The sequence below is a fragment of the Streptosporangium sp. H16 genome, from assembly GCF_051918855.1.
Taxonomy (GTDB): Bacteria; Actinomycetota; Actinomycetes; order Streptosporangiales; family Streptosporangiaceae; genus Streptosporangium.
Map to the genome: position 1 here is coordinate 665,802 of NZ_JBPXMD010000001.1, position 21,660 is coordinate 687,461.

23 protein-coding genes are annotated in these 21,660 nt (G+C 71.0%); 10 read left to right on the forward strand and 13 right to left on the reverse strand.

Features of this window, described 5'->3' with window-relative positions:
- The first annotated feature begins 83 nt into the window (after nt 1-83).
- Nucleotides 84-260 carry a hypothetical protein gene (locus ACTOQ2_RS02795; protein WP_440098037.1) on the forward strand — a complete coding sequence of 59 codons (177 nt, stop codon included), beginning with the start codon at nt 84-86 and terminating at the stop codon, nt 258-260.
- 474 nt (nt 261-734) lie between these two features.
- On the opposite strand, the gene ACTOQ2_RS02800 is transcribed toward ACTOQ2_RS02795, so the two are convergent.
- Nucleotides 735-1,259: a nitroreductase/quinone reductase family protein gene (locus tag ACTOQ2_RS02800; RefSeq protein WP_440098038.1), complete on the reverse strand. Its 525-nt coding sequence runs from the start codon at nt 1,257-1,259 to the stop codon at nt 735-737.
- A 62-nt stretch (nt 1,260-1,321) separates the two neighbouring features.
- A complete protein-coding gene (locus ACTOQ2_RS02805) occupies nt 1,322-2,824 on the reverse strand; it encodes an alpha/beta hydrolase family protein (protein WP_440098039.1) in 1,503 nt (500 codons plus the stop codon).
- Nucleotides 2,825-3,311: 487 nt separating this feature from the next.
- Here ACTOQ2_RS02805 and ACTOQ2_RS02810 point away from each other — a divergent pair, with 487 nt between their 5' ends.
- The gene (locus ACTOQ2_RS02810) at nt 3,312-3,914 is read left to right on the forward strand and encodes a TetR/AcrR family transcriptional regulator (RefSeq protein WP_440098040.1); all 603 of its coding nucleotides are present in this window, start codon (nt 3,312-3,314) and stop codon (nt 3,912-3,914) included.
- A 566-nt stretch (nt 3,915-4,480) separates the two neighbouring features.
- Here the strand turns inward: ACTOQ2_RS02810 and ACTOQ2_RS02815 are convergent.
- A complete protein-coding gene (locus ACTOQ2_RS02815; RefSeq protein ID WP_362801328.1) occupies nt 4,481-4,753 on the reverse strand; it encodes a type II toxin-antitoxin system RelE family toxin in 273 nt (90 codons plus the stop codon).
- Nucleotides 4,750-5,037 (reverse strand): type II toxin-antitoxin system Phd/YefM family antitoxin, encoded by a 288-nt coding sequence (locus ACTOQ2_RS02820; protein ID WP_326643521.1) that lies wholly within the window; start codon nt 5,035-5,037, stop codon nt 4,750-4,752. Before ACTOQ2_RS02820 ends, ACTOQ2_RS02815 begins: the two co-directional genes overlap by 4 nt.
- Before the next feature lie 400 nt (nt 5,038-5,437).
- On the opposite strand from ACTOQ2_RS02820, the gene ACTOQ2_RS02825 reads away from it, so the two are divergent.
- The 3 genes from ACTOQ2_RS02825 to ACTOQ2_RS02835 all read left to right on the forward strand — a co-directional run bounded on the left by ACTOQ2_RS02825 (nt 5,438) and on the right by ACTOQ2_RS02835 (nt 6,958).
- Nucleotides 5,438-5,806 carry a hypothetical protein gene (locus ACTOQ2_RS02825; RefSeq protein WP_440098041.1) on the forward strand — a complete coding sequence of 123 codons (369 nt, stop codon included), beginning with the start codon at nt 5,438-5,440 and terminating at the stop codon, nt 5,804-5,806.
- A gap of 295 nt (nt 5,807-6,101) precedes the next feature.
- Entirely contained in the window at nt 6,102-6,554 is a 453-nt protein-coding gene (locus ACTOQ2_RS02830) for a helix-turn-helix domain-containing protein (protein WP_440098042.1), read from the forward strand.
- Between the two features lie 107 nt (nt 6,555-6,661).
- On the forward strand, nt 6,662-6,958 hold the full coding sequence (locus ACTOQ2_RS02835; RefSeq protein WP_440098044.1) for a hypothetical protein: 297 nt from the start codon (nt 6,662-6,664) through the stop codon (nt 6,956-6,958).
- Between the two features lie 117 nt (nt 6,959-7,075).
- On the opposite strand, the gene pruA is transcribed toward ACTOQ2_RS02835, so the two are convergent.
- Together pruA and ACTOQ2_RS02845 are read right to left on the reverse strand one after the other, a co-directional pair.
- Nucleotides 7,076-8,755, reverse strand: coding sequence for an L-glutamate gamma-semialdehyde dehydrogenase (gene pruA / locus ACTOQ2_RS02840; RefSeq protein ID WP_440098045.1), 1,680 nt, complete (start codon nt 8,753-8,755; stop codon nt 7,076-7,078).
- Nucleotides 8,755-9,681, reverse strand: coding sequence for a proline dehydrogenase family protein (locus ACTOQ2_RS02845; RefSeq protein WP_440098047.1), 927 nt, complete (start codon nt 9,679-9,681; stop codon nt 8,755-8,757). The genes pruA and ACTOQ2_RS02845 overlap by 1 nt, the downstream gene beginning before the upstream one ends.
- 94 nt (nt 9,682-9,775) lie before the next feature.
- On the opposite strand from ACTOQ2_RS02845, the gene ACTOQ2_RS02850 reads away from it, so the two are divergent.
- Nucleotides 9,776-10,846: a PucR family transcriptional regulator gene (locus ACTOQ2_RS02850; protein ID WP_440098049.1), complete on the forward strand. Its 1,071-nt coding sequence runs from the start codon at nt 9,776-9,778 to the stop codon at nt 10,844-10,846.
- An 85-nt stretch (nt 10,847-10,931) separates the two neighbouring features.
- On the opposite strand, the gene ACTOQ2_RS02855 is transcribed toward ACTOQ2_RS02850, so the two are convergent.
- Nucleotides 10,932-11,693, reverse strand: coding sequence for a glycoside hydrolase family 16 protein (locus ACTOQ2_RS02855; RefSeq protein WP_440098051.1), 762 nt, complete (start codon nt 11,691-11,693; stop codon nt 10,932-10,934).
- A 111-nt stretch (nt 11,694-11,804) separates the two neighbouring features.
- On the opposite strand from ACTOQ2_RS02855, the gene ACTOQ2_RS02860 reads away from it, so the two are divergent.
- A complete protein-coding gene (locus ACTOQ2_RS02860; protein ID WP_440098052.1) occupies nt 11,805-12,755 on the forward strand; it encodes a hypothetical protein in 951 nt (316 codons plus the stop codon).
- Between the two features lie 241 nt (nt 12,756-12,996).
- On the opposite strand, the gene ACTOQ2_RS02865 is transcribed toward ACTOQ2_RS02860, so the two are convergent.
- The 3 genes from ACTOQ2_RS02865 to ACTOQ2_RS02875 all read right to left on the reverse strand — a co-directional run bounded on the left by ACTOQ2_RS02865 (nt 12,997) and on the right by ACTOQ2_RS02875 (nt 17,292).
- The gene (locus tag ACTOQ2_RS02865) at nt 12,997-14,151 is read right to left on the reverse strand and encodes a glycosyltransferase (RefSeq protein WP_440098054.1); all 1,155 of its coding nucleotides are present in this window, start codon (nt 14,149-14,151) and stop codon (nt 12,997-12,999) included.
- Between the two features lie 140 nt (nt 14,152-14,291).
- Nucleotides 14,292-15,245, reverse strand: a complete 954-nt coding sequence (locus tag ACTOQ2_RS02870; RefSeq protein ID WP_440098055.1) for an anti-sigma factor RsbA family regulatory protein — start codon at nt 15,243-15,245, stop codon at nt 14,292-14,294.
- 187 nt (nt 15,246-15,432) lie between these two features.
- Nucleotides 15,433-17,292 carry a SpoIIE family protein phosphatase gene (locus tag ACTOQ2_RS02875; RefSeq protein ID WP_440082160.1) on the reverse strand — a complete coding sequence of 620 codons (1,860 nt, stop codon included), beginning with the start codon at nt 17,290-17,292 and terminating at the stop codon, nt 15,433-15,435.
- 125 nt (nt 17,293-17,417) lie between these two features.
- Between ACTOQ2_RS02875 and ACTOQ2_RS02880 the strand changes: the two genes are divergently transcribed.
- Entirely contained in the window at nt 17,418-18,146 is a 729-nt protein-coding gene (locus ACTOQ2_RS02880) for an ANTAR domain-containing protein (RefSeq protein WP_440098056.1), read from the forward strand.
- A gap of 90 nt (nt 18,147-18,236) precedes the next feature.
- Here the strand turns inward: ACTOQ2_RS02880 and ACTOQ2_RS02885 are convergent, their stop codons facing one another.
- Nucleotides 18,237-18,608: an STAS domain-containing protein gene (locus tag ACTOQ2_RS02885; protein WP_329093567.1), complete on the reverse strand. Its 372-nt coding sequence runs from the start codon at nt 18,606-18,608 to the stop codon at nt 18,237-18,239.
- 195 nt (nt 18,609-18,803) lie between these two features.
- Here ACTOQ2_RS02885 and ACTOQ2_RS02890 point away from each other — a divergent pair, with 195 nt between their 5' ends.
- Nucleotides 18,804-19,580 (forward strand): SigB/SigF/SigG family RNA polymerase sigma factor, encoded by a 777-nt coding sequence (locus ACTOQ2_RS02890; RefSeq protein WP_440098057.1) that lies wholly within the window; start codon nt 18,804-18,806, stop codon nt 19,578-19,580.
- A 74-nt stretch (nt 19,581-19,654) separates the two neighbouring features.
- Nucleotides 19,655-20,155 (forward strand): ATP-binding protein, encoded by a 501-nt coding sequence (locus ACTOQ2_RS02895; RefSeq protein ID WP_362675950.1) that lies wholly within the window; start codon nt 19,655-19,657, stop codon nt 20,153-20,155.
- 458 nt (nt 20,156-20,613) lie between these two features.
- On the opposite strand, the gene ACTOQ2_RS02900 is transcribed toward ACTOQ2_RS02895, so the two are convergent.
- Together ACTOQ2_RS02900 and ACTOQ2_RS02905 are read right to left on the reverse strand one after the other, a co-directional pair.
- Nucleotides 20,614-20,811: a hypothetical protein gene (locus ACTOQ2_RS02900; protein WP_350967358.1), complete on the reverse strand. Its 198-nt coding sequence runs from the start codon at nt 20,809-20,811 to the stop codon at nt 20,614-20,616.
- Nucleotides 20,812-20,813: 2 nt separating this feature from the next.
- Entirely contained in the window at nt 20,814-21,656 is an 843-nt protein-coding gene (locus tag ACTOQ2_RS02905) for a hypothetical protein (RefSeq protein ID WP_440098058.1), read from the reverse strand.
- Between the last annotated feature and the right edge of the window lie 4 nt (nt 21,657-21,660).

Genomic DNA, 21,660 nt, shown 5'->3' on the forward strand with positions numbered 1-21,660 from the left:
CACCATGGGCGGCCGGCCCGGTCCTCGTACCGGACCGGCCCCCGCATCCCACGTACAACGAATCTTGACCAAGGAGACATGTGATGTCCGACAACGAGCTGATCCGTCAGTGGAAGAACCCGCAGGCCCGCACCGCCGACCTGGCCCACCCGGCCGGGGAGATCAGCCTGGACGAGCTGGTCGGCGGCCGCGAGCCGCGGACGGAGCATTTCATCAGCATCGGCTGCTGCGCCACCAGCACGCTCGCCTGCCCGGTGTAGTCCCGCCCGGCGGCCGGCGGTGCGGCCCGGCGCCGGCCCGCACCGCCGGGGTATCGCCGCGGGCGGCGTGCGGGCCGGGCCGGTACCGGCCGGACGCGGGCGGCGGCACATCGCGGATGGGGTCGATGTCCTGGCGGTAGCCGAAAACGACGGAAACGGCCGAGGCCCGGGTTTCGCACGCGAAACCCGGGCCTCACCGTTTTTCACGGCCTGTTCGGAAGAGCCGGACCTCCTGAGATCAGGCTGCTCCCAGCCGGGCCGCGGAACGTCAGCCCATGTGCGGGTAGCGGTGGTCGACCGGAGGCACGACCGCCTCCGCGGATCTCTCGTTCCCGGACGGCATACCCCTGTCGCGGGCATGACGCCGGGCCGGCTCCTACGTGATCCGGTGGGTGCCGACCTGTCGTGCCGTCGTATGTTTTTGTTTCGCCGCACTCCGAGTCCCGTCATACCGCGTCGAGGCGGGTGAGCGGGTCAGGCGTGTCCGGCCGTGCGCGATGAGCCGATCCGGAAGACGGGATGTGCTTCGGCGATCGCCGCGAAAGCCTCCAGCGAGGAATCTCGGGTGACCGGCAGGTGTGGCCGGGCGCCGGGTGCCAACGCCAGGTAACGGCGCAGGATCGGGGCACGCGCACCGGGATGGACCTCCTGGAGTACGATCGGTCGGCGTCGGTCTCGGTGCAGGACCGCCCGGCCGTCGGCGGCGCGGACGTTGCGGACCCAGTTGGCGTCGTTGCCGAGCATGGACACGAGATACTCCTGGTCTTCGTGGTCGGCCACCACCACCGGGACCGCGATCGTCCGGCCGCTGGAGCGGCCGCGTACCTCGAGTGTGACCGCCCGGCGGGGCGCGAGCAGTCCGGTCGAGTACTGCAGGGCGGCCAGGTGGTTCAGCGCCCGTGCCGCCAGATGGGGGCGGCCGCCGCGGTACATCCACCGTTTGACCGCGTACAGTCGGCCAAGGATGCCCGATCTCGGGTGGTCCGGCGTGGCTGCCATCGTTTCCCTCTTGTCATCGTCAGGGGCATTTTCGTGGTGTTCTCGCGAAAGGCGAGGCATTTTCAGGGCCGGCGTGTCTCGAGCAGTACGTCCGGACAACCTGGCGCGGGGCCGTCCAGCAGAGGTGCCGGGAGGTCTCTCAGATGCCGGTCGAAGAACGCCAGGCTGTAGGCGTTGAGGATGGCGTGCGCCCGCTCCGCGGGGACCGAGCCGGTGAGCCCGAAACGGGACAGCACCGGTGACCAGGAGGAGATGTCGGTGAAGTCGGCGTGGAACATGCCGGGTACGCGCACGAAGTAGCCGTCCGCGGGCCGCTTGTCGAAGACCGCCCGCATGCTGCTCTGATGCTGGTCGATGTCGTCGGCGGACCAGCCCTCCCGCCGCATGGTGGCGGCGTCCCGGGTGATCCACATGCTCGGCTGGTCCAGGCCCTCGCGCACCACGCCTGGGGTCATGCGGGTGTCCATCATTAGGCAGGCGCGCAGGCGCGGCTCCGCCCTGCAGGCCTCACCGGTGACGATGCCGCCCAGCGAGATGCCGAAGGCGCCGATGCTGCGCAGGTCCAGCCGCCCGGTCAGGACGCCGGCCGGATCCGCCCCGTCCAGGGCGGCCAGGTGGTCCAGGGTGAAGGTGACGTCGCGCGCGAGGTAGGGGACGAGGCCGCCGTCGAGCACGCGGCTGTTGAGTGCCGGAGCCTCGCCGGTCCGCTCGTCGGCCAGCTCGAAGCTCCGGTCGATCAGAGCCCTGAGCCGGTCTGCGGGCAGCCCGGCGGTACGGCGCCCGTCGGGAAAACGCACCGAGGCGGCGGCGTACGGATGATCGACGGCCGCGACGACGTAGCCGTGGGAGACCAGGTGCTCGATCTGGAAGGTGTTCATCTGGCGAAAGCCCATCGCCCCCTCCAGAAAGACCAACACCGGATAGCGGGACCGTTCTGCGGCCACGGGGGCGGACGCGACGGCGTTCGTCGTCACGTGACGCAGATGTCCGAAGGTGAAGTCCGGCACCCGCGCCAGGCGCGCCATGGCCACGAAGACGTCGTCGTCCTGCACGTAGGCGGCCCGGGGAGCGGACGGTGCGCCGTCCGCGGGATACCAGATCTGCACCATCAGCCCGCGGCGGGCACGTGGATCCGCGGCGAGGACGTCGGGACGCCCGCGATCGGTCCAGTGATGGGTCACGGTGCCGATCCGGTAAGGGCCGGTGGGCGGTGCGAAGGAGAACACGGGCAACAGGACCGGTAGCGCCGTCGAGGCGACCAGCCCCATCACGCCCAGTACCGCGGTTGCGGCGGTGGCGAACCGCCGAAGCCGTGGGCGCCGGACCGGTCGGCGTGCCGGTGCGAGGACACCGAGAAGACACACCGCGGTGATGGCCGCCGCCAGCGCGTAGGCCGGGATCAACTGCCAGCGCGGCCCTTCCAGCAACGCCTGTGCCGCCGCCGCTGCCGCGGGCGTGGCAGGTGCCACCTGCCGGAGCCGGCGCAGTGCGGGCGGCATCGGGATCACCAGGGCGAGGAAGGCCAGCAGGTCGGCGACCACCAGCACCGTTTCCAGGACTCTCACCTCGCCCGCCCCGCGATGCGACGGCGTGCGATGCGAACGTCGATCACCGGTTCAGCCCTGCCGGACCGGGGCCATGTTCGCTACGCCGGTGGCGACGAGGGGGATGCGCGATCGGTGACGGGCCGCCGACCGCTAGGGCACAGGTGAGGGCCGGCAAAGCGGCTGGCGGGGCGGTGGCGAGGACCTGGTGCCCTGCGAGGGCGTGGGCGGGCATTGTCATCCTCAATTCCTCGGACGGTGTCCGCATCCGGGCGGGGCGGGCCACCGCGTTCGTACGGTGAAGTTCGGATGCCGCGCGGGGAGACGACCGCGCCGGCGGGGGACGGGTGCCGGACCGGTGCCGTTCGGTAGCCGGGGGGCGAGGCGGGGACGGCGGCTCGCTGCCTGGTGGTGGACGGCCCCATCCTGCAACTAATGGCATTTGGTGTCAAGATGGCATGCACTGCCATATGGCGGGTATGAGTCATATTTGCGGTACGCTTGGGCGGTGCCTCTGACCCTTCGCCAGCGCAACCGGCTGGCCGCGATGCACCACATCATCGAAACCGCGATCGACCTGTTCGACGAACACGGCTACGGTGCGGTGACCGTCGAGCAGGTGGCAGCTGCCGCCGGGGTGTCGCCCCGCACCTTCTACCGTTACTTCGGTACCAAGGAAGGTCTGTTCACCACCGACACCCACGCGGCCGTTGGCCATGACCTGCTGGAGGAGCAACTCGACCTGGATGATCTTCCAGGCACGCTTCGGCGGATCGTCGCGAGCGTGTACGCGGCCGCGGCGCCGTCCGGCGAGGAGGCGGCGTACACCCCTTGGCGCGGCATGCGTTACGTGCTGGAGGAGCCGGCGGTACGGGAGGCCGTGTACACCGCCCTGGACGATCTCGCAGAGCGCCTTGTGCCCGCGCTGCTGTCCAAGGGCGTCACCCCGACACGGGCACGCGTCACCGTCCGCGCCTACCTGTTCGGTGTCTATTTCGGGGCCCTGGAGCAGTGGCACCTCGACGGCCGGGCGCGTCCCCTGCCGGACTACGTTCATGAGGGCTCGGCGGTCCTTGCCCGTCCGCTCGCGGCCTCGGACTCCTCACAGTGATCACAAGCCGGTTCGGCCGATCGGTTTCGGTGCCGATGGGCACCCGGCCGCAAGCGCCGGCCGCTGCGGGGTCGACGGCCAAGCGGCACGTCAGCGGTTCGGGATACGACGGCGCCGTCAGGACCGATCCGAGCATCACCGCGTCGGTCAAGGTCGCGATGACGGCGAAACCGCCGCCGGAATCCGGCCGCAGCCGGACAGGCATAGCCATGAGAGGCACCAGCGACCGGGTGAGCGCGGAAGCTGGGGCCGCTGCTCGGGCCGGGGGAGGACCCGTGCACGAGCCGGTGCCGCTACGGGCGGCGTACGGGCCGGGCTGGTACCGGCTGGATGCGAACGGCGGCACGTCGTGGTTGAGATCGACACCCTGGCTGTAGCCGGAAACGAATGACGCCTGGACGTCGCGTATGAAGCCCAGGCGTCATGGTTTTTCCGGCTTATTCGGGAAAGCCGAGCTGATTGAGGCCGGGCTGCTGCCATCCGGACTGCGGAATGTCGCCCCTGTATGGCCCCTTGACAATCGGCGGGACGGCGGTCACCGCACGACGAGTGCGGCCCATCAGCTGTTATGGGTGGTAGGCGTCTCGGCGGTGTTTGATCGTCTGGATCGTCACGGTGTGCTTGTCCTCGTCGATGCGGTAGACCACGCGATACGTTCCGCGCCGGGCGACGTGCAGTCCCTCGTACGGCTCTTGGAGGGGTTTGCCAACACGCCACGGCTCGCGTGCGATGGCACCGGTGATCAACTCCCAGGCTGCGGCCGCCACGGTCTCGGGCAGGCCCGAGGCGAGCGCGCGGCGGGCAGGCGGATCCAGGAGGACGGTGTATCGGTCGCTCACGCGCTCGCCTTGCCGAGGCGGGCCGCCATGATGGCGGCCATCTCCTCCTCGGTGGTCACGTCGCCGCGGGCCTCGGCGGCAGCGGCCTCGACCAGGTCGGCCCGCATCTCAGGGTCAGCGAGGATCTCCAGCGTCTCCTGCAGGGACTCCCACTCGGCCACGGACACGATGACGGCATGAGGCCGCCCGTTCCGGGTGAGCGTGAAGTGATCGTGCTCACGAGCGGCCCGGTCGGCCAACTCGGTCAGCCGGTCCTTCGCTTCACTGATCGGGATGATCTCCATGGAGTCCATGGTACCTCTTTGGCCGGAATACCAGCTAAAGTCCGGGCCATTCTCTCGATGGGACCCGGCGGCGAGCGATTGGGTCACACCGGCAAACGGGCGCCGCCTCGCCAACGGACGACATCCGGATCTCGGATTCAAGATTCGGACGTCGTCACTCGTCGCGGCGGTGTGGTGGCGTCTGGTCTGTGCCCCGACGAGAGTGAGCACCTCGCCGAAGACGTCCGTGGCCACCGCTTCGGCCTCCGCCGGAGACCATGCGCGGCTACCTGGACGCGATGGACGCCGCTCCGTTCGGCCCGCCCGAGTCGCAGGTCACCCCGCGCCGAGTGCTCGCCGCGCTGGGTCCGGATCTGCTCGCCCTCGCCCGCGAGCGAGCCTGGGGGCGCACCCGCTCGGCATGCCGGTCGAGCACACCAGGATCGCCAGGGTCCTGCTCGGTCCGGACGCGCTACTGGCCGTCACCCAGCTCGTCGTCCTGGACCCGGACCGCTCCGCCACCGCAGGCCTGGCCCGCTCCTACGCAGCCGCGCTCCTGCCCAACCGCCGCGCACTGCTGCAGGACCTGGGGTTCGAGGGCGTCGACTCCCTCGACGACCGGCTTGTCGACGCGCTGGTGAGCCGCGGGCCCGCCGATTTCATCGCACGCCGCGTCGAGGAGCACCTGGAGGCCGGAGCCGACCACGTGAGCCTCTTCGTCGTCACGTCCACACCACGGACCCCGCCCCTGCGCCAGTGGCGTGAACTCGCCGGACGACTTCTGGTCTGACGTCAGTGACGAGCGACGCCCGGGTCTCGAACGCGCGACCCGGGCGTCGCTGTTCATCCGCGGGATATGCGCCGCTGCCGTGCGGATGCCGAGCTTTCGAGATGGGGTGCTGCCAACCGGTCTGGGGAATTTATCCCTGTATGGTCCAGCGATAATCGGGGGGCGGCGGCATCCACCGGGCAAAGGCCGCGGACGCGCGGTTATGTAGCGATGTCGTGCACCTGGCTCCGGCGGTGGAGTTTCCGGCCACACCGGGTTACACTTATTTCAGATATCGCTTGAGGTGGAGGTGGCCATGCCCCGCACCGGTGTTCTGGCCAGTGCGACACGTGTCGAGGCAGATAGCGGTGATCGTAAGCTGCTTGCTCACCTGGAGGCGACTGCGGCCGCCACGAAGGCGTTGCTGGTGCTGCGAGGACCCGACGGTACTGACATCGAGCTGCCCCAGTCGCTGGTGAGCCTCCTGGTGGCGGCAGCGCACGACCTCGCGAAGGGCAACGCCGTCCTGGCCCTGCCGGTAGAGACTCGGCTGACTCCGAACGAGGCCGCCGAACTGCTTGGGCTGTCACGTCCCTTCGTCGCACGTCTGCTCGACGAGGGTGAGATCCCCTCTCAGTATCTGCCGGACAGCCGTCATCGCCTGGTTCGCCTCGCGGATGTTCTGGAGTTCCAGGCTCGTCGCGAACAGCGCGCGGAAGGCCGTCGCAGGATCATGGATGTCGTCGAAGAGGCGGATCTGCCCTACTGACCTCCCGGGAGTATGCCGATGGTGCGGGTCTTCGTTGACACCAACGTGCTGTTCCCGTTCTCGCTGATGGATCTGATGCTCGCTCTGACCCCGACGATCGTCACCACATGGCGGCCGCTATCGCCGGCCGCGCCCAGACCTTGATCACCTGGAATCTCGCCGACTTCCCTGCCGCGACCTTGAGTCCCTACGAGTTGACCGTCACCGATCCTGACACCTATCTGTGCTCGCTGCTGGCGCAGAGCCCTCACGAGGTGGTCGCGGCCCTGGTCAGAATGGCGGCGGGCAAGCGGCGCCCGCCCATGACCGGAGTGGACATCACCCATGCGCTGGAGCGCGCCGGGGTGCCCGTGTTTGCCCGGAGGGCGCGCAACCGCCTGCCCGCCGTACCCGAAGAGCTTTGATGCGAGACGCTCAGGCGGTGGCGATCCGATGGGTCACCGAGAGCGCTGCGGATAGAACGACGCCGATGCCCGAGCCTTCGATTCGAGACCCGGGCATCGCTTTGCCGTGAGGAGGGATTACTCGGGGAAGCCCAGTGACTTCAGGCTGGGCTGCTGCCACCCGCTCTGCGGGACGTCACCCCTATATGGTCCCCCGACAATCGGGGGCACGAAGGTCTCCTTGATGGTCCGGGCGCTGACCCAGCGGGTCAGGTTGAGGATCGACCCGGCCTTGTCGTTGGTTCCCGACGCGCGGCCCCCGCCGAAGGGCTGCTGGCCGACGACCGCGCCGGTCGGCTTGTCGTTGATGTAGAAGTTGCCCGCCGCGAAGCGCAGCCGCTCCGACGCAGAGGTGATCGCGTAGCGGTCCCTGGCGATGATCGAGCCGGTCAGCGCGTACGGCGAGACGCTCTCCATCTGGTCCAGGACCGTGTCGAAGTCCGCGTCGTCGTAGACGTGCACGCCGAGGATCGGCCCGAAGTACTCCTTGACGAAGATCTCGTCGGTGGGGTCGGCGGACTCCAGGATGGTCGGCCGCACGAAGTAGCCGGTCGAGTCGTCGTACGAGCCGGTCAGCACGTTGATCGAGTCGAGCGAGCGGGCCCGGTCGATCGCGGCCCTGTTCTTGGCGAACGCCCGCTCGTCGATGACCGCGCCCATGAAGGTCGACAGGTCCGCGGCCACGTCCCCGACGGTGAGCGACTCGGCGGTGCCCACGAGCTCGTCGCGGATCACCGACCAGACCGAGCGCGGCACGTACGCGCGGGAGGCGGCCGAGCACTTCTGCCCCTGGTACTCGAACGCGCCGCGGACCAGCGCGGTGGTGAGCGCCGCGGGGTCGGCCGAGGGGTGGGCGAGCACGAAGTCCTTGCCGCCGGTCTCACCGACCAGGCGCGGGTAGGACCGGTACGAGGCGATGTTGGCGCCGACCGTGGACCACAGGTGCTGGAAGGTCGGCGTGGAGCCGGTGAAGTGGATGGCCGCCAGCTCCGGGTGGGTCGTCGCGACCTCGGAGACGGCCGCGCCGTTGCCGGTCACCATGTTGATGACGCCCGGCGGCAGCCCCGCCTCCTCCAGCAGGCGCATGGTGAAGTGCGCGGAGAACTGCTGGGTGGGGGAGGGCTTCCAGACGACGACGTTGCCCATCAGGGCCGGCGCCGACGGCAGGTTCGCGGCGATGGCGGTGAAGTTGAACGGCGTGATCGCCAGGACGAAGCCCTCCAGCGGCCGGTACTCCATCCGGTTCCACACGCCGGGCGAGGAGACCGGCTGGTCGCTGAGCAGCCGGCGCGCGAAGTCCACGTTGAAGCGCAGGAAGTCGATCAGCTCACAGGCGGCGTCGATCTCCGCCTGCTGCGCGGACTTGGACTGGCCCAGGATCGTCGCGCCGTTCAGCGTCTGCCGGTACGGGCCGGCCAGCAGGTCCGCGGCACGCAGGAAGATCGCGGCCCGCTCGTCGAACGGCATGGCGCGCCACGCGGGCGCCGCCCCCAGCGCCGCGTCGATCGCCGAGCGCACGTCGTCGGCGTTCGCGTCCGCCGTGCGACCCAGCACCGAGGCGTGGTTGTGCGGCTGGACCACCTCGATCGAGGCGCCGCCGCCCATCCGCTGCTCGCCGCCGATCGTCATCGTCAGGTCGAGCTGGGCCCCGGCCAGCTCCTTGACGCGGTTCTCCAGCGCCGCGCGCTCGGCGCTGCCGGGCGCGTAGCCGAGCACCGGCTCGTTGGACGGGGCGGGAACGGTGGAGATGGCATCCATTACTTGCCTCCAAAGGCACGAAGAAAGAAGGCGACGTTCGCCGGGCGCTCGGCCAGCCGGCGCATGAAGTAGCCGTACCAGTCGTCCCCGTACGGGATGTAGACGCGCACGGTGTGACCCGCTCCCGCCAGGGCCTGCTGCTTGTCGGCCCTGATCCCGTAGAGCATCTGGTACTCGTACTCGCCCTGGGACCTGGCGAACCGGTCGGCGAGCGTCTCGGTGATCGCGATCAGCCGGTCGTCGTGCGTCGCCACCATCGGGTAGCCCGCGCCCGACATGAGGATGCGCAGGCAGCGCACGTAGGCCTTGTCGACCTCGTTCTTGTTCTGGTGCGCCACCGAGGCGGGCTCGGCGTAGGCGCCCTTGACCAGGCGCACCCGCGACCCCCCGTACGCCAGGTCACGGCAGTCGGCCTCGCTGCGGAAGAGGTAGGACTGCACGGCGACACCGGTGGAGGGGAAGTCCTCGCGCAGCGCCCGCAGGGTCGCGAGCGTCGAGTCGACCGTGGTGTGGTCCTCCATGTCGAGGGTCACGCTCGCCCCGGAGGCAGCGGCCGCCTCGCAGATCTGCAGCGCGTTCTCCAGAGCGATCTTGTCGCCGTCGGCGCCGAGCGCCTGGCCGACCGCGGAGAGCTTCACCGACACCTCGGCCCGGTCCCCGAGCCCCAGCCCGTCCAGCGCGTCGAGCAGCGTGACGTACGCCCCGGCCGTCTGGGCGGCGGCGGCGGAGTCCCGCGTCTCCTCACCCAGGTGGTCGACGGTGACGGCCAGGCCGGCGGCGGCGAGCCCGCGGATCGCCTCGACCGCCTCCTGGGGCGTCTCGCCCGCGACGAAGCGATCGACGACCTTGCGCGTCAGCGGCACGCCGGAGACCGTGCGCCGTACCAGCGGCAACCGGGATGCGCCGAGAAGGAGAGAACCGAGCATGTTCTCAGCCTAAAACCTCGGCTCGCGCGGCCATCATGTGCATCTGCCACGATCAACGGGTGGGGCGTTCATACATATGTACGACAATGGTGAGGTGTTGCAGGAGACGGTAGACGAGATCGCCGCCAGGCTGGGCGCCTCGGCCACCCTGGAGGACCGGGCCTTCCAGCTCCTGGCCTACGCCGCGCAGAGCGGCGACATCGACGTGGTGCGCCAGGAGTCCATCCTGCGGCGCCGCGCGACGGACCAGGTGCGCGCCTACTTCGAGGGGTACGGCATCGCCGGGGCCCGCGGGCCGGTCCGCATCCCCGCCGACGCCGACCTGGGCGTGCTCGCGCGGGTGTGCGTGCCGCTGCGGCACCACGAGGTGACCTACGGCTACCTGTGGCTCCTCGACGACGGCACGCTCGGCGACGACGCCCTCGCCTCGGTCGGCGACCTGGTCTCCCGGGCCGCCACCGCCCTGGCGCAGGAGGCCCGCAGCCGCCAGGACCTGGGCGCGAACCTGCGGGAGCTGTTCTCCTCCGACGCCGAGGAGCGCTCCCGGGCGCTGTCGCGGCTGGAGGACGTGCGCGGCCCGGTGGCGGCGATCGCCGCCCGCACCTCCCCGGACCGGGTCGCCGCCCTGTGGACGCTCCCGCGCGCCGTGCTCGCCGACCCCGCGTTCCCGGTACGGGGCGAGCCGCTGGTCGCCCTCCTGGTCCCGGCGGGCCAGGCGGAGGAGCTGGCCGACCGGATCCAGGGCATGTACGCGACGGTGGTGGGCGTCGGCGCCCCCAGGGAAGAACCCGCGCAGGCCTGGCGAAGCTGGCGGGAGGCCGTGCACGCGCTCGGCGTCGCCGGCCGGGTGCCCGCGCTGGCCCCCGTCGCCACCTGGCCGGGGCTGGGCGTCTACCGGCTGCTCGCCCGGATGTCCCCTGCGGGGCTGCGGGAGCTGGCGGAGGAGATCGCCGGGCTGGCCGAGGACCCGGAGCTGGCCAGGACCGTGGAGGGCTACCTCGACCGCGCCGGCCACGTCCAGGAGACCGCCGGCGCGCTCGGCGTGCACCGCCAGACGCTCTACTACCGGCTGGCCAAGGCGGAACGGCTCACCGGCAGGAACCTGGCCGACGGCGAGGACCGCCTGCTCATCCACCTCGCCCTCAAGGCGGCCCACCTGCTCTGACACCCGCCGGCCCCACCGGCTCCCGCCAGACGGCGGCTCAGGCGGTGGCTCAGACGGTGGCTCAGACGGTGGCTCAGGCGGTGGCTCAGGCGGTGGCTCGGACGGGGGCCCGGTAGACCTTCACCCAGTCCACGTACATGCTGACCGTCGGGGGAGTGGAGCGGTTGCGGCACGGCGACCACTCGTTGCACGTCACGTCGTTCTGGAGCGTCAGGTGCATGGAGCGGCTCCTCGGTACGTTCGGCCCCCGGTAGTCCCACACCTTCCTGCCGTCCAGCCAGAACGTCAGCCGTCCCGGCAGCCAGTCGACCGCGACCGTGTGCCACCGGGTGAAGTCGGCCCGCATCTGCCGCTGGGCCTGGGGCCGGTCGCCGCGGTGCACGAAGATCCCGCCCGACCTGCGGCTCGGGTCGATGATCTCGGCGAAGTCGACCTCCGCGTACTCCCCGCCGCCCTGGTCGGACGGCCAGAGCAGCGCCACCGGGGTGTAGCCCGCGCCGCGCTCGGCCCGCAGCCGCACCTCCCAGCGCCCGTATCGCTGCGCGCTGCGGGTCGCGATGCCCCCCGACAGGTCCCTGCCGCCGTAGAACCCGCCCTTGAGCCGCAGGACGCCGCCGCCCACGCTCGTGGCCCGCCCGGTGCGCGGGTTGGTCTCGGCGCCGGGGGAGTGGTAGACGACCCACCTGCGGCCGTCGACGCGGGTGCCGTTGAAGTTCTCCACCAGGACCGGGGCGCCCCACCCGGGAGCGGCGGACGGGCTCGCCTGCGCGGACGCGCCTGGCGCGGTCAGCGAGGAGAACGCGAGGGAGGCGGCCAGGACGCCCAGGAACGTGCCACGAATCGACATGGGAACATCAAAGCAACGATTGCACTCCAGTAACAGAGGTATCCCGTTTTCGCATACGTCCCACGGGTTCGGGGGGTGCTCTCCCGGCCCGGCTGTGCCACGATTTCGCACATGGACGACGTTGACGCCGTACGACGGGCGCTGGCCCGGCTGGTGGAGTCCGGTGAGCTCCGCGCCGAGCAGGTGGAGCCGGTCGCCCTCGCCGTCGGCGAGGCGCTGCGCGAGCCGGGAGCGGGAGACCGGGTCAGGTGGAGCGAGATCCTCGCGTACGTCGGCGGGGGGCTCGTCCTGGCCGGTGCCGCGGCCTTCGTCGGCCTGGGCTGGGACCGGATGACCCAGCCGGCGAGGATCACGGTCCTCGCCGTGGTCACGTTCCTCCTGCTGGCGGTGGCCGCGGGGCTCGGCGCGGCGGCGCGGTCGGCGACCGGCAGGACGGCCGCCGTGCAGGGCAGGGTCGCCGCCACGCTCGCCGCGCTGGGCTCGGGCACGGCGGCCCTGTGCGCCGGGGTGGCGGTCGACCGCCAGGAGGTGCTCGTCGCCGGCGTGGCCGGGCTGGTGGCCGCGGCGGCGGCCTACGCGCTGCTGCCCACCGCGATCGGCCTGCTGGCCTGCGGCGGTTTCGCCCTGCTCACGGTGACCGGCCTGATGGACGCCTCCGCCGAGGAGGGCGCCGGCTGGGGCCTGGCCTACGTCGCGCTGGGCGTGCTCATCCTGGTGGCCGCCCTCGCCGGGCTGCTCGTCCCGCGCGACCTGGGGCTGGGCATGGGCGCCGCCATCGCGATCTTCGGCGGCCAGTGGCCCGTCCTGTGGGACGGAGGCGCCTGGGGATACTGGCTGACCGCGGTGATCGCGCTGGCCTGCCTGGCGCTGTACGGGCGCCGGCGCACCTGGGTGCTGATCGTCAGTGGCGTGGCCGGGCTGACGCTCGCCGTCCCCGAGGCCGTCTGGGACTGGACGGACGGGGCCGTGGGCGGCGCGGTGATCCTGGTCGTGGCCGGGGTCGTCCTGCTGGCCGCCAGCGGTCTCGGCGTCGTCCTGCACCGCCGCGCGACCCGGTCGTAGACGTCGCGGGACCGTGCGACCCGGTTCCAGGCGTCGCGGAAGCCGGTCGCGGGACCGTGCGACCCGGTTCCAGGCGTCGCGGGAGCCGGTCGCGGGTGTCACGCGATTCGGTCGTGGGGCCCCGCGCGACCCGGTCACCACGCGTTCCGTACGCGAAAGACCGGGGGCCCTTCTCAGGACCCCCGGTCTCGGAGTGCGTTCCCCGCGCGGCCCGCGGTGCCGGCCGGCGCGGCGGGCGCGGTCAGCGGGCGGAGCCGGACAGCGCGTTCTCGTAGACGTGGACGAGCTCCTGGCTGATCCGCTCCCACGAGTAGCGGGACCGGGCGCGGTCGGCACCGGCGAAGCCGAGCGCGGTGCGACGGGTCGGGTCGGCGAGCAGCTCGCGGGTCAGGCGGGAGGTCTGCGCCGGGCGGTCGGCGGGCACCAGCAGGCCGGTCACCCCGTCCACCACGGAGTCGAGGTGGGCTCCCACCGCGGAGGCGATGACGGGAACGCCGCAGGCCATGGCCTCCAGCGCCACGACGCCTGCCGGCGCCTCCCTGGGCAGCGAGACGACCACGTCGGCGCTGCGCATCAGCTTGGCGACCGAGGAGTGCGGGATGTGACCGAGAACGGTGATCCGGTCGTCGACGCCGATCTCCTTGGCCAGCAGCATCATGCGGTGCGCGTCGGCGTCGTGCTCCAGGTCCACGGACGCGGGACCACCGGCGATGATCAGCTCGGCCTCGGGGATGCCCTCCAGCGCGCGGATCGCGGTGTGCACGCCCTTGTCGGCCGTGAGCGGGCCGACGTGCAGCAGGCGGGGCCGGGTGCCGCGGGCGGCGGCCGGACCCTGGCGGCGGAACCGCTCGACGTCGACGCCGCACGGGATGACCGAGATGTTGCGGCGCGGCACGCCCAGCCGGATCAGCGAGCTCTCCTCGTCGCCGCACCCGGCGATCACCGCGCTGGCCCGGCGCCCGATGGCCCGCTGCAGCCGGACCTTCTTGGCGTCGCGGGTGTTCTCGCTGCTGAAGGTCTGGGTGAACGGCACGTCGAGGCCGTTCGCTCCGGCGATCGCGGCCAGCCCGCCGGTCCAGGAGTGCGCGTGGATGACGTCCGGGCGCTCCTGCCCCCAGCGGTGCATCAGCTGGTCGCCGAGGTCGGACAGGTAGGGAAGGACGCTGTCCTCGGGAAGGTTCTGCGCGGGCCCGGCGGTCAGGTTCTCCAGCGTGACGCCCTGCGACACGCGGACCTTGGACTTCTCCGAGTCGGAGTTCCTCCGGCTGTAGATCGTGACCTTGTGCTCGCGGCCGAGCTCACGGGCGACTGCCATCAGGTGAGCGCGCTGGGCGGCGAGGTCGGACTCGTCCTGGGTGGAGGAGAGAGCCTCGGAGGAGACGAATGCAATGTTCACGGCACACCTCTGGGAGGAGATTAGGCATGGAAGGCCTGTGATTCCTTCAGGGGTGCCTGCGTCTTAGGCACACGTCTGTATGAGGTCAACCATACCCCGATCTCCGCCAAAGCCAAACCCTCGGCAGGGAACCGAGCTCGCTAATAGGACCTGCTCTGCCGCGACTCCTCGGCCCTGGCACTCGGGACGTGCAGCTGGATCACGCATCCGCGCCGGTCATTGTGGATGTCGAGGCGGTCGCACAGCTGCCTGGCGATCCACAGGCCGTCGCCTGGGCCGGCCACCGAACCCGGCGGGAGGAAGCCGGCGACCGGATCGGCGACACGCCCGCCCCGGCGGTCGACGTGACAGGTGATCGCGCCCAGCCGCTCCCACATCCGCACCGTCACGGGCGGCCCCAGCAGGGCGGCCACCTCGCAGGCGGCGACCGAGAGCAGCTTCGCGCGGTCGTGGCTCAGCCCCATGAAGGACGCGTGGCCGGTGACGAACACCCGCAGGGCGTGGAGCGTCTCCGCGTGCGCGGCGGCCGAGTCACCCGGCGGTTCGAGGGGCGGGAAGGAGTCGCACTCGCCGATGAAGGCCGCGGGGTCGGCGTACTCGGGGCAGGGCGTCATCGAGACGCCGTCCTCGGAGAGCGTGGGGTGGGTACGCCGCGCGGTCGCCACCACCCCCGGATCCGCCGTCCTCTCGTCGTACGGGCAGATCATCCACACGTTGGTGGCGCGCAGCAGCAGGTTCAGGCCCGACTCCATGCGCTGCCAGGCCCGCACGTCGGCGGGCGCGCGTCCGGCCCACACCGGCTCGGCGAGGATCCGCACGTGCCCGCCGCGCGGGGCCTCGGCGCCGCGCCGCTGCCAGTAGCGGTGGAAGGCGGTGGCACGTTCCACCGTCCGGCGGCCCAGGAACGCCGTCTCCGCGTAGTCGACCAGTCGGCCGTCCCTGCCCAGGGCACCCCCGAGAAGCTCCAGGTTGGCCGAGGTGGTCGCGACCATCACCGGGTCGCCCTTGGCCAGCCCGTCCCGGACGAAGGGCAGCGCCATCGCCAGGAAACGCCCGTCGGAGCCGTACACCGCGGCCTGGTGGATGGAGGTCATCCGAGCATCCCGGACCCGGCCAGGCCGGAGAAGGAGGGACGGGCCCCCTCGCCCGGTTCGCCCCGACCCGAAGAGGGCCGATCCTGAAGCGATCCCATACCCCGCCCCACTTCGTCGGACACGGGCGCCGCCGGGCGCGGCCCCTCGTCGCTCGGCGGGACCGACGGGTCACACCGAGTTAGTCAAGCTATACGACACGGAGGGCGAGTATCACGATCTCATCCCAAACTCTCCCGCCGGAGAAAGCGTGCCGGTCCTCCTCCACGGTTTTGACGATCTCGGCGGGAGACTGCGCCACGCAACGCGCCAGCACGTCCGCCAGCCTGGTCTCGCCGTAGGACTCGCCCAGCTCGTTCTGCGAGGCCACCAGGCCGTCGGAGTAGAAGACCAGGGTCTGGCCGGAGGTCAGCGTGACCTCCTCGGTGAACATCTCCGCCTCGGGGGCGATGCCCAGCGGAACGCCGCCCCCGGCGGTGAACCGCACCCCGCCGTCGGGCAGCAGCAGCGCGGCGGGGTGGTGCCCCGCGCTGGCCAGCCTGATCTTGCGCGCCTTGATGAACCCGGTCACCGCCATCACGAACATGCCGTTGTGCTGGGCGGTCAGGGCCTGGTTCAGCTTGCGCATCACCTCGCCGGGGTCGGTCTCCCAGACGCTGAGCACGCGCAGGCCGTTGCGCACCATGGCGCTGACCGACGCGGCCTCCTCACCCTTGCCCGCGGCGCCCCCGAGGGCGAACCCCCACCCCTCGCCGGCGCGGAAGACGTCGTAGAACTCGGCGCCGACCGGGCTGGAGCCCGCGTTGTAGATGGCCGCCGCCTCGAATCCCGGGATGTCCGGCAGGCTCCGGGGCACCACGCTGGTACGCAGTGCGTCGGCCGCCCGCGAGCGGGTCTGGAAGCTGCGCCGCGCGCGCAGCGCGAGCCCCAGATGGACGCCGATCTCCTCCATCAGCCCGAGATCGGCCAGCGAGAACGGCTCGCGGTCGCGCAGCCGCACCAGGGTCAGCGAGCCCAGCACGCCCTCCTCACCGCCGATCGGCACGATCAGCACCGAGGCGGCCCCCATCACCCGCAGCAGCGGCGGGCCACCGGGGACGTCGCCGAGCAGCCCGTCGTCCTCCAGCATCTCGTGCACCACGCCGGAACCTCCGGTCAGCACGTGCGCGACGGCCGGCGCGGTCAGCGGGTTCATCCCCTCGGCGAGGCGGACCAGCTGGGTCACCGGCTTGTCGCTCGGGCCGAGCACGCAGGCCCGCCTGGGCATGCCGTCGCGGACCACGTCGGCGATCACCCAGTCGGCCCACTCGGCGGCCAGCAGCCGGGAGGCCCTGGTGACGGTCACCGGCTGGCGCAGGCTCTCCTCGTCGAGCAGCAGGCGGGTCATCCTGGCCAGCAGCTCCTGCCGGCGCGCCGCGGCCATGACCAGGGTGGCGTCCGAGCGGTCGGCCGGGCCGTGGGGCGGCCCCGCCACCTGCGCCTCCAGCGGCAGGATCATGACCGCGACCATCTCCTGCGGCTCGCCCGGCATCGTGAGCCGGGTGACGGCCAGCTGCACCGTGTGCGCGCGGCCCTGGTGGGCCAGCCGCGTCTGGAGGGTCGCGGTCTGGCCGCCCTGCTGGACCGCCGTCAGGTGCGAGCGGAACGCCGCCCGCCGGGAGACGTCGACGAACAGCGGGAACGAGCGGCCGATCAGGTATCCCGCGGGACTGCCGAGCATCCGGGAGGTCTCGGCGCTGATCCGCCGCACCACCCCCGAGGCGTCCAGCACCACCACCGGGATGGGGAAGGTGCGGAACACCTGCCGCAGCAGCTTGAGCTCCCGCTGCGACCCGCTCTCCCGCTCGCCCGAGCGTTTGGGCGCCTTGCGCAGCTCGCGCACCGAGGCGTCCAGCAGCTCGCGGGCGGTGTCGAGCTCCGCGAGCGCCGCGTCGAGTGTGGACCGGGGGTCGGCGGGGTAGGCGGACTTCGCCTCGCGCAGGGAGGAGACCCTGGTGGTCAGCGCGTTCAGCGCCTGCTCCAGGGTCTGAAGGCCAATGGCGTCGGTCAATGCTCGTCCTCGTCAGGGGCCGGAGTGGGCTGGTCCCGTCGTAGACGGTACGCCACCCGGTAGGTCGAATCGATGCGTGGTCGGATAGTGGTTAAGTTAGCGACACAGACAAGGGGAGTCGCGAGATGGACATGGTCACCCCCGTTCTCGCCCGGGACCTCGCGGTCCTTGGCAGGGTCAGTGAGGAAACGTCGACCGAGAGCGTGCTGCGCGGGCTCACGGCCACCCTCGCGGGCGGTGTGCCCGGTTGCGCGGGCGGCTCCGCCGAGCTCTGGCGCCGGGAGCGTATGGTCGTCTCAGCCTCCCACAGCGAGCTCATCGTGCTCCTCGACAGCGAGGAGGAACTCGGCGAGGGCCCCTCGTCCGAGGCCCGCGCCACCGGGCGCCACGTGATCGTCCAGGACGTCCTGCGCGAGCCCCGCTGGCCGGCGTACACCGGCATGGCCGTCCGCTGCGGCGTCCGCTCGGTCCTGGCGATGCCCATCGTCATCGAGCACGCCGTCCTGGTCCTCGGCATGTACGGGGTGCGCCCCGGCGTCTTCGCGGCCAGGAACGTCCCGCCGCTGGCCGAGATGCTCGCCGAGCAGGTGGGGGTGGCCCTCGCCAACATGTGGGACTACGACGAGGTCCGCACCGACGCGGCCCAGATGCAGGAGGCCCTCGCCGGCCGGGCGATCATCGACCAGGCCAAGGGCATCATCATGAAGTCCAGCGGCTGCTCGGCCGAGGCGGCCTTCGACGAGCTGCGCCGTATCTCGCAGCACCACCAGGTGAAGGTCGCCGACCTGGCCAAGCTGCTGGTCGAGGAGCACCAGCGCAACCGCGAGGCGAAGAAAGAGGACAAAGAGGGCTGAGACCCCTGCCGGCGGCCCCGCCCTCGGTGATCGGTACTTAATCGTCTCGGCCGGCCGGGGTGGTCCCCGGCCGGCCGAGACGACCGGCCGCTAGCCGAAGGCGGCGATCGCGTCGTCGATCGTGTCGTACAGGGGCAGACGCTGGGCCAGGCCGGTGATCCACATCACCTTGGTCTTGGCGTACTCCACTCCGATGAGGGCGAACTTGGCGCCCGCGGTGGTGCTGACCTGCCAGTGGTGGACGATGAGTCCCAGCGCGCGTGAGTCCATGAAGGTCACCCCGCTCAGATCCAGCGCCATGTCGAGACCGTGCTCGCCGGTCTCCGCCGCCAGGTAGTCGGCGAACTGATCCCTCGTCGTCGCGTCCAGCAGACCCGTCACCCGGATCACGTTGATCCCACTGACGAGCGCCGACGTGAGAGTCAGGGCTGCCGATCTCTCGCCGTTCTCCGACACCGTCACTCAGGGCCTCCTCGTGCCATTCGATTAGCAACCTTACTGTTACCTGGGGGCGAGTAATACTCCAGGATTCCGGGCAATAATGGAACCAGAGGTCCAGCAGAGGGCCTCGCCTCGAAAAACAGGTCGAGGCGATGCCGTCTGCCCGGATGTTGCTTCCGTGGTCGGCTCGCCCGACAGTAATACCAGGGAGCAGCAATGTCTGTTCAGGCACTCGCACTCACCGACATGACCGCCGAGGAACTCCTCGCCGAGATGTCCCTGCCTGAGATCTCCGAATACCGCGCCGAGCGTCTGCGTGAGCGCATCGTCGAGATGCACCGCCACCTCGCCATGGAGATCGCCCGCCGCTACCGCTACCGCGGCGAGCCGCTGGAGGATCTCCTGCAGGCCGCGTACGTGGGGCTGATGAAGGCCATCAACGGCTTCGACCCGACCCTCGGGCACCCCTTCCGCGGCTACGCCGTGGTCACCATGACCGGTGAGGTCAAGCGCCACTTCCGCGACCGCACCTGGGCCATCCGCGTCCCCCGCGTCTACCAGGAGCGCAGGGCCGAGCTGAACCGCCTGGTCTCCGACCTCAGCCAGGACCTCGGCCGAGCCCCCACGGTCGCCGAGCTGGCCAAGAAGATGAACATCTCCGAAGAGGACGTCCTGCTCACCCTCGACGCCTCCGCCGCCTACAGCGCCCTGTCGCTGGACGCCCCGCTCGGCGCCGACGACGACGCCGCCGCGCTGGGCGATGTCATCCCCGACGAGGACGACGCGCTGGGCACGCTCGTGGACCGCGAGGCGGTCAAGCCGCTGATCGACAAGCTGCCGGAGCGGGAGAAGAACATCCTTCTGCTGCGCTTCTTCGGCAACATGACCCAGGCCGAGATAGCGGCGGAATTCGGGATCTCCCAGATGCACGTCTCCCGTATCCTGCGGAAGGTGCTTGACCAGCTCCGCGAGGAACTTGTCGCCGAATGCTGAATACACCGCTCGTTACAGGGCACCCAAGTCGGCGACAACGGACGTGGCGTAAGGTGCGTTTGAATGGATCCCGGATGCTGAGGACAACGGCGGACTGGGACAGGGGAGGCGGATCTCGGGTGAACGAGGACGGTGTTCGTCCCGCTCGCTTCACGGCGAGTGGCGGCCGTTCCCCGATGATCCCGGCCGGAGCCGCTGTCGCCGAGCTCGCCTTCTGCCTCCCTGACCTTCCCGACGTGCGCGACTTCGCCTCTGCCCAGGCCGTGCGGAGCGGTATGTCCCAAGAGGGCCTCGCCGACTTCCTGGTGGCGCTGAACGAGGTGGCCACCAACGCGGTCACCCACGGTCACACCACCGCCAAGGCCGTGCTGCGGATGTGGACGGTCGGCCGGACCCTCGTCGTGGAGATCCACGACGAGGGTCAGTGGGACCCCGGACCCAACCCGGGGGAGACACCCCCCGGGCCGCACGCGACCAGCGGCATGGGCCTGTGGGTGGCCCGGATGGTCAGCTCCGACATCAAGTTCGAGACCGGGGCCTCGGGAACGTTCATCACCATGTCGTTCAAGGTCTGAATGTCGTTCGAGGTCTGAACCCGCCTCTCCGGGACGCCCGGACCCGTGCGGGGATCGTGGGCGGCGCTACGTGGCCACGTACGCCGCCCCCCGATCTTTTCCTTCTTCCTCCCCTTCGCCGGCGCGAGGCGCGTACATCGCCCTCGACGCCGGCTTTCTCATGCCCTGCGCGGGTCTCCGCCGGAAACGCCGGACGGCACCGCCGGGGCTTCGCGCGTCCTTCGCATGTCCCTTCGCCCGCTCCTTCGCCCGCTCCTTCGCCCGCGCCGCCCGGCCTGCCCGGCTCCCGGCCTCCCGAGGAACGGGAGCGAGGAACGGGAGGCGGGCGGACGAACGGGAGACGGGCGGAGCAACGGGAAGGGCCCCGTCCGCGTGAACCCAAGATGGACGGGGCCCTTCCCGTTTCGACGACCATCCCCGAGACGGACCTCCCCGGTGCGGGGCCGCCTCCGGAAGGCCTAGCGCCTACGGCGCCAGCCGCCCCCGCCACCGGTGGTGGTCCGCGGGCCGGCCGAGCCGATCCCGGCCTGGTGCAGTGCGAGCAGCAGAAGTCCGAGCAGCAGGAAGCCGGTCCCGGTGAGCGGGCCGAGCCTGGTGTTGATCAGGTCAAGCAGGAATCCAAGGCCGAACACGACGGCGGCGGCGATTGCGAGCATGGTTACCTCGTTCCAGCGGAGATGTTCAGGAGCTGTTCCAGAGTCGCCCGGTAGTCGCGCAGAGCGGTCCGGAGGTCTTCGGTGTCGTTCTTCTCGGTGTTCTTCCAGCGCCCCTGGAGTTCGGTGGCCCGGGTCTCCAGCGCGTTCCGCAGGGAACTCGTGACCTCGTCGAGCAGGGAGTCGGCCCGTTCCACCGCGTCACGCGGGTCGTCCACGAAACCGGCCTGGACCTCCTGCCAGCGCCGTCGTACGTCGTCGGCGTCCTGATCGAACAGGGCGCCGGCAGTGGCGGGCGCGGTGGCGGCGGGCGTCCGCTCGGTCTCCGTGGGGGTGAAGCCCGTATCCTCGTCGAGCACGTCGTCCGGCCGATCCGCGGTGTTCTCGGGGAAACCGGGGGTCACCGGGGAGCCCGTGCCGGGCACCGTGGCGTCGTGCGCGGCGGTGCCGGCCACCGGTGTGCCCGGGGTCGCGGCGGAGGGCTGGGCGTGGGCGAACGGGCTGTCGTTCCTGCCGTCGTCGTTGAGATCACCCGGCACGCCGCGCCGGTCGTCGTCGAGCGGGGCGTCCGAACCGGTGGTGACGCGCCGGTCGTCGCTCGATTCGACGACGAGGACGTCGTCGCGGTCACCGATCAGCGGGTCGCGCGTACCGGTGTCCGGGTCGACGGGCGCGGTGTCCGTGCGGCCGGCGTCACCGTGGCGCGGCTCCTGGAACTCGGGGGTCACGTCCTGACCGTGCCGCGGCGCGTTCAGATCGTCCTCGTCGAACTTGCGGACCGCCCGGTCGTCGTTCTCGTCCGCCTTGTGGACCAGCTGGTCCTTATCGGGGTTGAATCGGTCGTTCATATCG